This window comes from Mycobacterium sp. (genome assembly GCF_025933915.1).
In the GTDB taxonomy this organism is placed as follows: Bacteria; Actinomycetota; Actinomycetes; order Mycobacteriales; family Mycobacteriaceae; genus Mycobacterium.
Window position 1 is genome coordinate 22,872 of sequence record NZ_JAICZA010000034.1, and the last position, 14,798, is coordinate 37,669.

Consider the following 14,798-nt stretch of genomic DNA (forward strand, 5'->3'; position numbering starts at 1 on the left):
TTCAGAACGTCCCCGTACTGGGAACCAAAATGCTCTCAGTGTCAACGGCGGTCCGATCGGATGACACCGAATTCGACTGCGCGACCGGCTGGTCGCGAGTCTGGGTCTCGACTCGGTCCCTCGCCTCTTGGATCATTTGGATGAGAGTCTCGGTGGCCCACAACACATCCGGAGCGAGGTCGCGGAAGATCGGTGTCTTGCCGGCCTTGGTGCGCGTCGCAATGACCGAGTAGCGTCCCAACGCTGTCATTCCGTCGCTGCCTTCGGGCAGATACTCGGCAGCGAGTTGTCGCACCGTTTTCAACCACTCGATAGCCGTGTCCGCCCGCTCCCTGGCGGTCCGTGCCGCCAGGAGCTCGGGAATCCGCGAAAGCTCATGCTGCGTGCTGTTCTCGCCGAGTAAGAAGTCCACCAGCCGTTCGGTCGCCGCCGGTTGCACGATGCCGCTGGCCGGGTCCTGTGAGTTGGCGTCGAAAAGCTCGCGCAGCACACGGTAGGGCCGCAGCGAGCGCATCACCGGCGGCTCGTGGCACTGCGCAATCGCCAGCAAGATCGACTCCAGTACCGCGGGCAACCAGTCATACGACGCGGTGAACTGCGATGGCGGGGTGAGCAGCGGGTTGGGGAAAGGTATCCACCGCTGGTTGTCATCGTCATAGATGCGGACCGGCTCGGTGTAAGGCGATACCGGCAGACGGACCCGACCGGTCACCTGCCCGAGCAACCAGCCGGCCGTCATCGCGCGGCGTTCGGCATCGGTCATCGGCAACGATGCCTGCAGCGGCCGGGTGCGACGGAACCGCCAGAACGCGGAACGGCCCGGACCGGCGGTCGACGACCACTGCTGCGCAGCCGGGCCGAGCACCGAATCGAAAGCCAGCGGCGAATAATTCGGGTACGACCCGAAGATGTCGACGCGGGTCATGCTGTCCTCGTCGGACAACGAGCGCTGGAAGTTGTCCTTGGACGCCTGATCGATTCGCGGGTTGGATCGCAACACTTTGCCCAGCTCGTGGGCCACTGACTGGCCGAGGAAGGGCACATCGGAGAACTTGTACCGGTACACGAGCTGCCGCCCCGGATGTACGGCCTGTAGCGCCTGGTCGTTGACGCTGGCCAATGGCCGCGCCAGCGACAGCGCCTCGCTGAACTTGGCGACGATGTCGTTGCGGCGCATGGCCAGTTCGGACTCGGCGGCGCCCACGCCTTGCACGTAGTCGCGCAGCGAGAGCTTGCAGAACTCGTGGAACGCCTCACCCGGGCGACCCACATAGAGGCGCGCCCGCTCCAGCAGCTCGGCGGGCCGAGTGTGCACGTCGTACCGGGCCAGCGATGGCACCAGCGACGCCTTCGTCTCGGGATGGGTGCCAAAGGCGCGGGTCACCCAGTTCGCGGTGCGTTCCAGTAGCCCGCCGGGGGCGGCGATGCCACCGGTGGTCTGCCACTCGCCGACGATCACGCGGGCGGTGCTCTCGGTAACCGCAACCGCAAACGGTGGCGCCGCTTGCCCCGTCACCAGCGCCTGCGGCAGATCGAGTTCGTAGCGCGCCTTGAACGCCGTCGAATTGATCAGCAGCACTTCGTTGTTGGCTTCGGCGAACCGACCGGGCGCCAGCTCGTCGGCGTCTGCCGGCCAGGCTGCGTATTGGTCGGTGGCCAGTCGCGCCAGCCCGACGTCCGCCGGCGGCTCGGACTCCGCGTGCTCCAAAACCACTTGCGCTTCACCGATCGCGGTGCTCAGCGAGGCGAGCAGTTCACCGCCGACCACCTTCAGCACATCGGCCAGCTTGGCCGATGCGCTGGCGTACAACGCCCGCCGGATGTTGCCCTGGAACCCTTCGAGCGCGGTGTGCAGAAGCTGTTCGGCGTTGGAAATCGAACCGCGCAGTGCGGCTATGGTCGCCTCGACATTCGAAGCCAGCGCGACAACGTCTTTGGGCCCCATCGACCCTAGATCGCACATCGAGGTGGCGAGTTCGTCGTCGATGTAGCGGCGCAGGTTGTCGACCACCCCACGTGCGTACGGAAGGCTGAAGTTCGCGATGGCGTACGCGACCAGAGCGTCGATGCGGTCAACGAATTCGCAGTGCCAGCCGAAGGCCATTCGGTACGCGGCGTCGGTGATGGCCTGGCTCAACGATGCCCGGCGGTTGGCGATCGCCTGGCGGAAGATCGGCACCCACTGCTCGGCGGTCATCCCCTCGGGATTTGGCAGGTATCCGCGCAGCTGGTGGTCAATGAGCGCGCCGGTGGTGGCGGTGACACCACGGGAAGGGAACGCCGTGTTCGTCATCCAGCCGCCGAGCAAACGCATCCGGTTCTTCTCATCGCCGGAGGTCGCCGGTAGACCCACCCGGTCGCAGATCGCGGCCCACTGGCTGTCTATCAGCGAGTCGAGTTGCTCGGTTCCCGACGCGGGGTTGCCCGGCTGCAAGTGGCCGGACAACAGCTTGTCCACGCAGCTGCGGGCCAGTCGCTGGGCGGCGTATTCCGCGTAGCGGTCGCGGCCCATCGACAGACTGGAAAACCCATACGTCCCCCACGGCAACGGATCCCAGACCTGATTGCCCCAGCCCAGCAGATCCCGGTCACCGGCCGGAGACGAGGTGTTACCCAGGTCGTAGGAAACGAACTGGTCGCTCGCGATGCCACTCATCATCAGCCCGGCCAGGCCCCGGCCCAGGCCGCGATACACCGCGTTCTGTGAGCCGTCACCGAACAGCGTCCGCTCGGCACCCACATAGCGACCGACCGGAAAGACCCGCGCGAACGGGATCGCTTCGCCTTCGCCGTGTTGTTGACCCAGCGCGCGCAGGATGCGCACGTCGTGTTCGCGCGCCGACCCCAACTGGCTGGCCACAACCTCGCCTAGCAAAGCTAAGGCGTTGGCACGCACGCCGATTCGTGCGCTTTCCGGCAGTGAGTCGAAGATATCGGGGGTGACCATGAATACGCCCATCAGCTTGGGGTCCAGCCCGGACACCAGCGTCAACAGCCGACAGATGTCCAGCGCCATCGATGCGCCCGCGCCGCCGGCCATCGACGAGACCACCAGCACCAGTGGCGGCTCGTTGGGGTCGAAGTGACCCATGCCGGGCACATCCAGCTGCGCCATCTCAGACATCGCTTCGACCCGGAACAGCTGATCCCAGGCGGTCTGCAGGCGCTGACGGATTTCGCCCGCCTTGCTCAGCGTGATCATCCGGCCGATGGCGCGATACTGGCCGGCGCCCGCCGAGATGGGGTTGGTGACTTCGTCGGGCTGCCGCGGCGCCCAGGTAGCGATGGTGTCCAGCGCGGACTCCGATGCCATCCGCTGCGACAACGCGCTGTCGAGGATCGCGTAACTGCTACCCTGCGGTCCGGCACCGATGTAGGTTCCGCCCTGCGCGACGACATTGCCCAGGCCGTCCGGCCCGGTCTCGGCCCCACTCGGAACATCGATGTGGACGAACTGCCATCCCATCGGCAGCGAATACACGCCTGCGGCAAGCAGTTCCGACCGGAGCTGGTCCATCATGTAAGCGAGCGTCGCACCGCCGGAACCACCACATCCCACTACCAAAAAACGCCTCATCGGGCTCCTCCTCCAAAGGGTTTGAACGGACTGTGGTCGAGTTGCGCATCCTCGAACGGGTCGTCACCCGCCTCCCCCGCGGGGGCCACACCGAAGGGTGTTGGCAGTTGCGGGCCACCGTCGACCGGGTGCGCCAGGTCGGCCTCCACCGCGCGGCGGCGCAACATGGTCAACGTCTCAGGCAGCCGGCGATCGATGTCCTCGTACAGTTCGCGCCGCTGTGCGACATCGGATTGGCCGGGGACCATCAGCAACACTTCTGCTTTGTTGGGTGCGCCGCGCAGATCATGCAGCACGACCCAGGTGCCGTGGACGGTTATCGGCAGCACCGCCTGCAGGCCGCTCGCATCGGTGGACGGTATCTCCGATCCGGCGCTGACATACCCGGCAGCGTTGACCTTCACGTGTCCGACACCGAACGGGCTGCGGCCGGTGACCGCGGATAGTTCGACGCCCTCCACCGTCAGAGTGCGCGCGCCGCCGGCCAGGCCCGGCACCGGGTTGACCAGGTCGGTGTCGGCCATCTCGAATGGGGCCCCGTCACGCAAAACGACGGCGGCGTCGACCTCGACGGGGATGCGCTGGGCCAACATGGGCACACCGGGGATCCGGCTGACGTACCACTTGGCTGCGTACAGCAGGATAAGCGGAACGCCCGGCCCGAGCAGCAGCGCCGCAAGCAGCACCAGCACGAAATTGGTGGTGCTCAACGCTTTCACCATGGACGCCGTGAACGCGACGTCGATGGTCTGTGCCTGGCTCGGATTGTCTTTGGAGGCAATGTGAATCGGCACGGTGCCGTTGAGTCCGCCATGCCCCTCGTGGTCGGTGTGCAATGTGACGGGCAGGCCGGCTTTCTGTCCTTCGTCGAGATTGAGGCAGTTGCCGGGCCCGGTCGCCGTCGATGTCACGTCGACCGTGGCGATACCGTCGGGGGCGGTCCGGACAGTGGGCCGTTCGCCGTTCGCGATCCACACGCAACCAGGGCCGGTCATCTGCAACTGCGTTGTCGCCTGCTCGGTCCCTTGCACGGTGCCGAAGTCGATACGCTCACCCGGGGCCGGCAACCCGAGCCTCGGCAGAATTTGGATGGGCTTGTCCACCCGCTGGGGTGAAAGCTGGGTGCCCGGCGCATTGGGCGCCGGTGCGGTGGTGATGACCAACGACATCCGCACACTGCCCGCACCCGGTTTGACATTGGTCAGGTCGATGTCGAGTGGTTTGCCAATTTCGTTCTTGGACATCGTGTCCAGCACCTTGATCGGTGCGGCACCGTCGACCGCCAGCACCGCTGACATCGCCGCCTCGCCGGCGAGGCCGTTCGGGTCGATCGGCTTGCCCTGCTCGTCGACCAGGCCGAACGTCACGCCCCGCATTACTTGCCCGGCGCGCCACGGAGAGTTCGGATTCTGGTTGACGGTGGGGTAGATGTCGGTGGTGATATGGATGGCTACCCGCGATACCGCGTCGGGATGCTGCCCGGTGGTGTCGACGTACACAATCGCCCACTGGCCCGGCCATTTCGAGCTGTTCTCACCGCGGATCGAGATCGTCTGCGCGGACTCCGACTGCCACTGGTAGCTCACCGCGATGCCCTCGATGGAGGCATCGACTTGATGCCCGCCGTTGGGTAGCTGCAGCTGCTGGCCGGACGGTGAAATCAGATACGGGACAATGCCAGGCATGCCGCCCGACCCCAGAATGTTGACCGATTTCACCGAGCGATCCACCACGAAATTGTGCCGTGCTTCCTGGCAGACGCTTTCGTGACAGACCGGCTTGCTGTCAACGACACGCGGAGTGGGATTGAGCGCATCGAAAGCGAGCAGCATCTGATCGATGTTGGAAACCTGGTAGAACGCACCGGGTTTGGGATCCATGATCCCGCCGCACTTGGTACCATCGGGCCCGGCTCCGGTGGCAATCGCCGACATCACATCGAAGTCCCGGCTGGCCGCTTTGTCTCCGAGGCCGACGCCGAGCATGACGATGTGTGCGGACCGGAGCTGATCGGCCAGCCCGCCCGATCGACAGATGGAATCTGTTGCCCGGCGGATCATTTCGGTGATGCCGGACTGGCTGCCGAGATCGACGTCCGGGGCGTATGGACGGCTGCCGGCTCGCTGGGAGAAATCGATCTTGCCGTCAGAGAACCATGCGATCGCCTGGCAGCGGTTGGGATTGCCCTGCGCGCGGTCGGTCAACGACTGCCGGGCCCCATCGAGGGCTAGCCAGTAATCGGTATCCGCGCCGCTGTTTTGTCCGGCCAGACTCTGTAGCCGACTGTTGACCGAGTCCACCGACGCGCCGGTCAATGGAGTCCAGTCTTGCCGGAGGCTGTAGCCTTCGGCAAAGCCCGCAATCGCCACATCGAGCTTGGCGCTCGTGCGATCCGCGTAGCCACCAAGGGTTTTCACCAAATACTTCGCGGCCTCGACCCGCGCCGCCTGCGGGTCGCTGCTCTGGAGACTGCCCGACTCGTCGACCAGGATGAGCAGATCGCCCGCTTTCTGCGAAGCCAGGCAACCCCCGTAGCGGTTGACGGCGACGCTATCGGGATCCTCCGGGGCTGCACCAGCAGTCGCACCGAACCACCCGGGCGCCGACAAGGCCAGCGCCAACGCTCCCACCGCAGCCACCCGCAGCGAGCAAGGGTATCCGAGCAGTCGTGGACGCATGGGTATCGGCTCCTACCACCGGCCAGCCCAAAGGGCGATCTGCCAAGCACCGACGCCGATTCCAACTGCGCAAGGGGCCACCACCACCCAATAGACGGCACTCAGCCAGGTCGGAGCGGAGTACACCGAACTAACCCGACGCCGGGTGTCGAGATGGGTGAACCAGGCCAGTGTCCCGATGGCGACTGGACCGGCCAGCAGCCAACCGGCGAACGCCGGCGCGGCCGAAGCCGTGTACACCGCGACGACGCCTAGCGTAATGCCGACCGCGGCGAAGGCGAGCGCGACGGCGACCAACGCCAGCGGCGGCCGAGTGACCGCGAGCGGGGCGGCCGTCTGCCCCGCGGAGGCGCCGAAGGGTTTGTCCGCCGTCTGTAGTGGCAGCGATGGCTCGGCGGCGAACGGATCGAAACCGCCCGCGGTGTTGTAGGGCCTAGGCCGCGCGTCCGCGGGGTGTGCACCCGCAGCGGCACGACCGCCGAAATCGCTGAAGTCGAAGGGATCGCTGCCAGAAGTCATTTCAGTTGTCCCGCCTGCCCCAGGTCCTGTAGGTCGGCGCTCTCCGCGCTGTGGCATCGCGTATCGGTCGCCTCAGCCGCGGCCGGCGCTGCCGCCGGCATTGCGAAAAGCCCTGTTGTGTACATGAATTCAGTACCGGTTCAGACAGACAGAGAATGAGCGATCGGGAGGCGACGCGACATAGGTGGAGTTGCACTCCGCATCGGCGGGCGCGCGCGCCACGACCGTGTAAACACCTGGACGGTGCTGGCACGGCACTTCGTACAGATCCAGCGCGTCATCACGCGTTCCATCGCCGGCCTCGTCGCGCTTTTCGATCTCGACGCACTGTCCGACCATCGCGCGGCCCAGATCGATCTTGATATGCGGACGTATCGGCGCGGGCGCGATCGAAGTGACCACGCTGGGAAGCGGATTCGCCTCGGGTACTGACGACCGCATAGCTGCGGCACCGTTCGATCCGCGATCGCCGACAGCAACCAGCCACACCAGGAGAACCAACAACACGACGCAGAGCAGATAGCCGATGACCAATCCGCAAACGGCCGCCAGCCACCCGCGTTGCCCGGTGCGCTTGATCTGCGGCAGCGCCAAATGCCCGACTGCGACACCAGCGGGCGGAACCAGGATGCCGAAAACCAGCGCCAAGACCGCATAGGTGTTCAACGGTGGCGGCGGTGCGGGCTGCTGCGGCCACGCCGAGGTGCCGGAGAAGTAATCGCCTCGTGCGAAGCTTGATTGAACATCACTCCGCGGTCCGAATAATGGTGGTCCTGAAACGCGTGAAGTCGACATACCGTAGCCGGTAAGCGTATCTGCGTAGGGAGCGGTGAAATCTAGAGACCCGGGCGCATCGCTTGATGCTGCGTGGAAGGGATCGCGATCGGGAGGCACAATTGAATTTTAGTTGAATGGCTCTGATATCACACGCATAAATAGTATGAAATTTGTCACCGTACAGGCCCACAGCCTGGCGATTCGTGTCAAATGTATTATTTATCGCAGCATCGTTCGGGCGCTCTGATGGCGCCGAAAATTCTCTATAAATCGGCGCCGTGGGCGTCGGTTGTTTTCCATTGAGTACCGGGCAGCTTATTGACTATATTTCACGAAGCAAGCGCATATGGTTTCTTGTTCATTGGCGAGGTATTCTCCGGAGGGGCAATGCTGGCCATCCGACACAATTTGGCGCACCATGAAAATCCCATCGCCAACCACACAATGCGTCCGGTAAATGTAGACTTTGTCAGCGCGCCTTGTCGGAACGGGTTCGTTTTTTTGGATTTCGACGCAGTCCCCCACCCGCAGGTCCGCAACGCTGACCCTGAGCCTGCCTTGCGCGGGCGGGGTGATCACGGTCGATCGCACGCTGGGGGTAGCGCTGGGCGTCAGGGTGTCGGTTGTCGAAGCCGCATCGGTCTGGCGGCCGGCGCCGAGCAATAGCCACACCAGCAGGGTCACCACCGCCAGCACAATCAAGACGTACGAGAACGTCAGACCCAGAATCGCACGCCTACGCCCCGGCTGCGGCCGATGCTTGATCTGCGACAGCGCAAGGTGACCCAGCACGGCGCCCGCGGGCGCCAACACGAATGCGAAGACGACCGACAACGTCGCAAGAGTGTTGGCTTCGCCGCTCGGTGGTGGCGCTGCGAAGTGTCGATGACCTTCCGGCGGCGGGAATGATTGTGCAGCCGCATATTCCGCCGATGCCAGCGTCATGTCGAAAGGGTCGGCGTCCCCAGGAATTCCTGCATTCGCACCTTGTCCGAGGAAACTCACGAAGGCCTCCATGGGTTTTCAAAACAGTCCGGTTTTACTTCGCCCACGGTCCGGCACACCGTACGATACGTCGCGGATACTGGGTGGATACTGAAATCGCTTCGCCCATCAGGCAACCGGAGTAGTCGCGCCCCACACGCAACAGGGCGCTTGCCACGGTGACCGCGACTGGCCCTCGCGATCATCGGAGGCATCGGCGTTGCATCGTTAGTCGCGGGGCATCCACAAAACCCACAAAACCGACGCCGCCGTGCCCTGTGTCGATCTCGAGATCCTCAAGCGGATGAGGCTCGGTGAAAGTCCCGAATTTTTCGCGGAATGCCTGCACGCTGTAGCCCACCACGGTGGCGTCGGTGCGGGCGCGCACCGTGGCCAGGCGCGGCATCCGCAACCATGGTCCGATCTCGCCGCAGTAGTCGCCGGGGTGGACGGACTTGAGCAGTTCTTCTCCCCCGTCCGCGAGTTCGCGAACGACTTCTAGTTCGCCGTCAGAGACGACGTAGATCAACTCGCCGGCGCTGCCCTGTTCAGACAGCACGGCGCCGCGTGTGAGATGGACGGTTTCGGGCTCGCGATCAGCGGAGGCGAGAGGCGGCGCAAGCTCGATCACGTGGTCGGCAAGCGGCAGGATCCGAGTGTCGTGGGTCGCGACCACGACGATGCGCTCGCCCGTCGCCAACTCGCGTAACAACCGCAGCACTTCTTCCACCCGGGCAAAGTCCAGGTGCGCCGTAGGTTCGTCGGCGAGGATCAGCGGCGGGTCCAACGCGAGCGCGCGGGCAACCGTCACCCGTTGCTGCTCACCGCCGCTGAGATCGCCCGGCCGGTGTGTCATGCGCTCCTGGAGCCCGACTTGGGTCAGCAACTCGCGGGCGCGGGCGCGCGCCAACCGCCGCGGCCACTTCGCCGCCCACATCGGCACCATCACGTTCTCCAGTGCGGTCAGGCTTGCCACCAGATTGAATGCCTGAAAGACCAGGCCGACGGTGTGGCGGCGGTAAGCGGTCAGCCCGCGCCGATCTATCGCCGTGACCTCGACATCGCCGAATTGGATCCGACCATCAGTAGGGCTGAGGATGCCGCCCAGGCACGACAACAACGTGGTCTTTCCGCACCCGCTGGGGCCCAACACGATCACCAGTGACCCGGCTGCGATCTCTAGATCCAGACCGTCGATGGGCCTGATCGTCTGTCCGCCACTGGCGTACTCGACCACGAGATCTTTGATGCGCAGATCGCCCACGACTACGGACCCCCGAACGCCAGCACTGGGTCGACCGCTACCGCGCGCCGCAAGCCGGCCAAGCTCGCCAACAGGCCGATCGCGATCGCCGTCGCCTCCAACGACAGGAAGGCCGAGGTGGTCACCGCCACCAGCATCGGGAACAGGGGGCCCAACACCACAGCGAGCAGCCCAGCCACCACCCCGGCGACCATCGCGACGAGCACTGCCTGTAGCGCGAGACCGGCCAGCACCGAGTAGGTCGTGACACCGAGAGCTTTGAACACAGCGAAGTCCCGAGTGCGCTCCAACGCCGAGAGATAGATCAGTGATCCCACGATCAGCGCGGCGACCGCCCACAACAGAATCGACACGTACGACAGCGCCAACTGGGCCCCGTGCAGCGGCCGCACCATGTCGTCGGCCGCAGCGTCACGATCTACGATGCGGTACCCGTCGGGTACGTGTGTGGGCGTGCCGCGCAAGCCGATTGCGGACACCACCGGCTGCCCGGAAAACATCAGCTGCTGTGCGCCCGCGACGGTAAGGAAGGCGTTTGGTTGGCCCGCCAGTGTGGTGGACTTGTCGACAAGCCCGACGACCCGCACCATGTTCGCACCGATCTCGAGCTCGTCGCCGATGGAGCGCCCCAGGGTGGTCGACATCGCCACCTCGCCGGGGTTCGACGGCGTGCGCCCGGTCGCGATGGGTGGCATCTGTTGTTCGGGCACACCGTAGACGTTGACGTTTTGCGGTGAGCGACGATCTTGCAGGATCGTGTTGCCATAGACCACCGGGATCGCCGATTCAACGCCGGGGAGCCCGGCGATGAACCGTGTTTCTGTTTCCGGGAATCTCGACGAACCCATGAACGGGCCCGCCGCGCCCTTCTTGATCATGTAGGCGTCGATGCCCAGCGAATTGACCACGCGCTGAGCCTCGACCCGAAAACCGTGCGTCAGTCCGGTGAGGATGAGCGTCAGCGCGAACACCATTCCGGTGCCGATGGTCGCGACGATGAAGCGCCGATGTCGCCACTGCAGGTCCCGAAACGCGGCGGTCAGCATTCGCACGCGCTCCCACCCTCAAGACGAGCGATCAACCCGCCGGCCATGAGAGGTGTCGCGTCGTGATCCAAGCGGTTGAACGTGGTCACGTGGAGTCACCGTCGTCGTGCTGCGCGGCGGTACCGGGTTGGTCGTAGGCCGCGCCGAGCCAGGCCAAGGCAACCGCTGCGATGAAGAGTCCGAAGTCACGCAGCGCGATGTCATAACAGCACGGGTAGCTCAGCAGGTTGATGATGATCCCCGCGAGCCAGGCGGCAACCACGTAGCCCGCGTATCGGGGCTTGATCGCGACGGCGAGACCCGCGACGATTTCGATCACGCCGACGATGTACATCACGGTCTGCGCGGTCAAACCCAAGTCTTGTGCGATATCGACGATCCACGGCGCCAGCGCATCCGGCCAGTGCTGGTAGAGAACCTTCGCGAACTTGTCGACACCCATCCAGATGGGCAGCACCACAAAGCCGATACGCAAGAGCCAAAACGCCGCATACGCGGGATCGGAGCGCACCTGCCGCCATCTGCCGCCGGCGCCAGACGGTGACGCGATCGGCGGGCGGGCAGCGGCCATGACTCCTCCTGTAGGAGTAATTTACATTGTTTTTAGAATGATCACCGCGGACCCGTTTGTCAAGACCCATCGGTGTCGACCTGACACGCGATGCGATGGTTCGAGCGGCCGGATTTCGCTGTGTCGTACGGGAACCCGCGGTTGTCGGTTACCCCGGACAGACCCGGTCAGCCGCGGTCCGTTACCGATATGCGCAGCGCGGCAGCGTACTTCGCGCGGGACGGTGGATATTCATTCACCTGTGCCATCTTTCAAAGTGCGCGGGCTGGCCCATCACCCCACCGCGGGAGTGGTGCGCGCACCTTGTAGTGACAATGTGGATTAATATTAGATGTCTAGACGGCAAATGCCAAGGTCTACTAGTGTTAGAACGGACACCCGAAGACTGCTGCCGACTCCAGTCGCAGTCATATGTGGACGTCAGTCGTAAAGAGTACCGATGCCGATAACATTCGAAGGGTCCGCACGACCTCGTTCCCGCATCACGCTGCGGTTCTTGGCAAAGGCCACCGACGTCGGCTACGGCGAGCGAATCGATGGCGGGCACGTGCTCGAATGGGTGGACAAAGCCGGCTACGCGTGCGCGTCGGAGTGGAGCGGAAAATACTGTGTGACAGCCTTTATCGGTGATATCCGGTTCGCAAAGCCGATCGCGGTGGGGGAGCTCGTCGAGATCGGTGCGCGCATCGCTTACACCGGACGCACCAGCATGCACATCCTGGTCACGGTCTCCTCCGGAGATCCGCGGGCCAAGAGCCTCGGCGAGACCGCGCAGTGCATGGCGGTGTTCATCGCAGTCGATGACTCCGGCGCGCCGGTGCCGGTGCCGGCCTGGACACCGCAGACTGTCCTAGACCAGCGCCTGCAGCTGGCGGCGCGGCGCAGGGTCTCGGTGCGCGCCGACGTCGATGCCGCCATGGCCGCACAGCACTACAGCGACGAGACGTCCGCCCCACGCGCCGTATTGCGGTTTCTCGCCGCACCGACGGATGTCAACTGGGGTGGAAAAGTACACGGCGGCAAAGTGATGCGCTGGATCGACGAGGCCGCGTTCGTCTGTGCATCGCAGTGGACCGGTGAGCAGGTTGTCGCGTCGCGTATCGACGGGATCAGGTTCTACCGACCGATCGTCATCGGCAACATGATCGAGGTGCACGCTCGGCTGATCCACACGGAACCCCGCCGGCTGCACATCAGCGTGCACGTCAGGTCGACCGATGTGCGGAACGGGCAGGGAGACGTCGCCGCACACGCACTGGCCATCTTCGCCGCACTCGGCACTGACGACCGCGCAAAAGCCGTGCGCCAATGGAGCCCGGCCACTGACGAGGACCGCCGGCTTGACCGGCACGCACTGGAACTCATCGAGGTTCTCCGCCGCACCCAGGCCCGGTAGGCGGCCCGCAAATTCTGGCTGCTACCAGGCCCTACTCAACGATGGCGAGAAGCAGGACGCCGGGGTTCTCGTCATGCCGCACGACATGCACGCCCAAGGCCTACGGTTTCCGATCGCTTACCTCAACGGCACCGATGTCAGGCCTGGCCAAGCGGGTGAGGTCCAAGAAGTTGGCACACCGGGACAACTGGTGATCTGACTCGGAAACAGGGATGCGGGCGTGCGCTGGCGAAGATTCGGGTGATCCGAGGTGCTCAACCCGTCCGAGCATCACGTTAACGGCCGTCGCCCACACCGCTGTTCATGTGTCCGTTCTAACACCAACCACCCTTGAAGAACGAAGCTCATAGGTCCAGACTCTATTATTAATATTAGTTATTGATACAAGGGACAGCAATATGACCACCGCCAACCACGAAGGCCGACTCGCGCGATCCAGTGCCCCGCCCACGAGTTCCGGTGCGTCACTCGATCGCGTGCGCGACGTCGTTCGAGCGCCCGTGGAGGTCACCGAGTCTGGTCCCAGCGTTGCTGCCCGGCTGGTTTTTGGGGCCAGTCGAATGACCGTGCACCCCGCGCTGGCCATTGGCAGCCGCGCTCTGCAGTTGCCTTGGCCCTACGGCATTCTCGAACGTGCTGCGCGCGGGTTACCCACCCGGCAGGACCTGATCCGTAGTGCGGTGGAGCTGCCCCATGCCCATGCGGAACTACTGCATGTCCGCGGAATGGCTTGCGACACCGGTGGAGTCGTGTTGTATTGCCACGGTGGCGCGTTCCTGTGGGGCGGTATCAGCACCCACTTGCGGACCATCGCCAAGCTGTCGGAGTTCGCCGACAGCCCGGTACTGGCGGTTAATTACCGGACGCTGCCTAAACACACGATCAAGATGGCGCTAAATGACTGCTACGACGCGTACCGCTGGCTCCGCAGGCACGGCTACGAATCGGAGCAGATCGCGATCGCAGGTGATTCCGCCGGCGGATACCTTGCGTTCGCACTCGCACAGACCCTGGCCGAAGAGGGTGAGGAGCCCGCGGCATTGACGCTCATGTCTCCGCTCCTGCAGCTCGCGGCCGAACGCCCATGTGTCAACGGCGCTATGTTGCCCCACAACGGATTCGCGGCGTTGACCGCGCTGATCACCGCACACGGCGAACCGCTCTATGAGCCGCTTGACCACATCAAGCCCGGCTTGCCCCCGACGTTGATCCACGTCTCTGGTGCAGAGGAACTGATACACGACGCTCGACAAGCCGCCCAAAAGCTGGCCGCTGCGGGAGTGCCGACGGACGTGCGGATCTGGCCAGGCCAGGTTCACGTGTTCCAGGTCATTGCGCCACTGGTGCCCGAGGCCGACCGCTCCTTGCGCCAGATCGGTGATTACATTCGCATGGCGGTGTCTCGAAACCCACGATCAGTCCCGGCGGCGTGAGAAATTCCACGGCGATGACCACAGGAAGTCGTGAATGCCAGACCGATCCAGGCCGCCCCACCGTCCCGTTGCCCGGCGCCCTCGGACTCCGGATGCTCGAACAGAAGTTGCAGATAAAATCCGGCCGAAGCGTGGCGGTGATCAACGCGCCGCCAGAATCGACGTTGAGGCTGCTGTCAGCCGGTAACCACGACCCGGATCAGGCTGATGTGGTCATTGGGTTTGCCACTCGACCCGTGGACCTGGCATGGCTCAAACCTGCCTATGCGGCCGCTCACGCCGGCCGCCTGGCCTGGGTCAGCTATCCCGAACCCGGCCAACCGGGAACCGCGCTTCGCCGGGATTGGCTTGTCCGAGCCCTTCACCAATACGGCGTCGAGATGGTCCAAGAAGTGTCGATCGATCCCGCCTGGCGAGCACTGCGCCTGCGCGCGGTCAAGCAAGGCCACCAACCTGAAACCCCCGTACCCAGCAGGCACCTGGAGCGCTGATGCAACTTTTGCGGTTCAACCTCATCAACAAGCACGGGGTCTCAAATCACCAGGGCGAAGTA

Annotated in this window: 11 protein-coding genes; 3 read left to right on the plus strand and 8 right to left on the minus strand. The window is 64.4% G+C overall.

Annotated elements, in window-relative coordinates:
- Position 1 precedes the first annotated feature (1 nt).
- From Q0W90_RS07985 to Q0W90_RS08020, 8 genes are all read right to left on the minus strand, one after another.
- Entirely contained in the window at positions 2-3,577 is a 3,576-nt protein-coding gene (locus tag Q0W90_RS07985) for a tubulin-like doman-containing protein (protein ID WP_297592996.1), read from the minus strand.
- A complete protein-coding gene (locus tag Q0W90_RS07990) occupies positions 3,574-6,255 on the minus strand; it encodes a vWA domain-containing protein (protein ID WP_297774008.1) in 2,682 nt (893 codons plus the stop codon). Before Q0W90_RS07990 ends, Q0W90_RS07985 begins: the two co-directional genes overlap by 4 nt.
- Before the next feature lie 12 nt (positions 6,256-6,267).
- Positions 6,268-6,774 (minus strand): hypothetical protein, encoded by a 507-nt coding sequence (locus Q0W90_RS07995; protein WP_297592992.1) that lies wholly within the window; start codon positions 6,772-6,774, stop codon positions 6,268-6,270.
- Positions 6,775-6,903: 129 nt separating this feature from the next.
- The gene (locus tag Q0W90_RS08000; protein ID WP_297592990.1) at positions 6,904-7,668 is read right to left on the minus strand and encodes a DUF4190 domain-containing protein; all 765 of its coding nucleotides are present in this window, start codon (positions 7,666-7,668) and stop codon (positions 6,904-6,906) included.
- Between the two features lie 198 nt (positions 7,669-7,866).
- A complete protein-coding gene (locus Q0W90_RS08005; protein WP_297592988.1) occupies positions 7,867-8,556 on the minus strand; it encodes a DUF4190 domain-containing protein in 690 nt (229 codons plus the stop codon).
- Positions 8,557-8,737: 181 nt separating this feature from the next.
- A complete protein-coding gene (locus Q0W90_RS08010; protein ID WP_297592985.1) occupies positions 8,738-9,799 on the minus strand; it encodes an ATP-binding cassette domain-containing protein in 1,062 nt (353 codons plus the stop codon).
- 2 nt (positions 9,800-9,801) lie between these two features.
- Complete coding sequence (locus Q0W90_RS08015; RefSeq protein WP_297593038.1) at positions 9,802-10,845, minus strand: ABC transporter permease; 1,044 nt, start codon at positions 10,843-10,845, stop codon at positions 9,802-9,804.
- Positions 10,846-10,930: 85 nt separating this feature from the next.
- Positions 10,931-11,416, minus strand: coding sequence for a hypothetical protein (locus Q0W90_RS08020; protein ID WP_297592983.1), 486 nt, complete (start codon positions 11,414-11,416; stop codon positions 10,931-10,933).
- Between the two features lie 439 nt (positions 11,417-11,855).
- Here Q0W90_RS08020 and Q0W90_RS08025 point away from each other — a divergent pair, with 439 nt between their 5' ends.
- From Q0W90_RS08025 to Q0W90_RS08035, 3 genes are all read left to right on the plus strand, one after another.
- Complete coding sequence (locus Q0W90_RS08025) at positions 11,856-12,812, plus strand: hotdog domain-containing protein (RefSeq protein WP_297592981.1); 957 nt, start codon at positions 11,856-11,858, stop codon at positions 12,810-12,812.
- Between the two features lie 398 nt (positions 12,813-13,210).
- On the plus strand, positions 13,211-14,245 hold the full coding sequence (locus tag Q0W90_RS08030) for an alpha/beta hydrolase (RefSeq protein ID WP_297698490.1): 1,035 nt from the start codon (positions 13,211-13,213) through the stop codon (positions 14,243-14,245).
- Positions 14,246-14,337: 92 nt separating this feature from the next.
- Positions 14,338-14,736, plus strand: coding sequence for a hypothetical protein (locus tag Q0W90_RS08035; RefSeq protein WP_297592978.1), 399 nt, complete (start codon positions 14,338-14,340; stop codon positions 14,734-14,736).
- Positions 14,737-14,798 lie beyond the last annotated feature (62 nt).

Coding starts and splice junctions, on each gene's coding strand:
- Q0W90_RS07985 (WP_297592996.1), bottom strand. CDS start 3,577: ATGAGGCGTTTTTTGGTAGTGGGATGTGGTGGTTCCGGCGGTGCGACG.
- Q0W90_RS07990 (WP_297774008.1), bottom strand. CDS start 6,255: ATGCGTCCACGACTGCTCGGATACCCTTGCTCGCTGCGGGTGGCTGCG.
- Q0W90_RS07995 (WP_297592992.1), bottom strand. CDS start 6,774: ATGACTTCTGGCAGCGATCCCTTCGACTTCAGCGATTTCGGCGGTCGT.
- Q0W90_RS08015 (WP_297593038.1), bottom strand. CDS start 10,845: ATGCTGACCGCCGCGTTTCGGGACCTGCAGTGGCGACATCGGCGCTTC.
- Q0W90_RS08020 (WP_297592983.1), bottom strand. CDS start 11,416: ATGGCCGCTGCCCGCCCGCCGATCGCGTCACCGTCTGGCGCCGGCGGC.
- Q0W90_RS08025 (WP_297592981.1), top strand. CDS start 11,856: ATGCCGATAACATTCGAAGGGTCCGCACGACCTCGTTCCCGCATCACG.
- Q0W90_RS08030 (WP_297698490.1), top strand. CDS start 13,211: ATGACCACCGCCAACCACGAAGGCCGACTCGCGCGATCCAGTGCCCCG.
- Q0W90_RS08035 (WP_297592978.1), top strand. CDS start 14,338: ATGCTCGAACAGAAGTTGCAGATAAAATCCGGCCGAAGCGTGGCGGTG.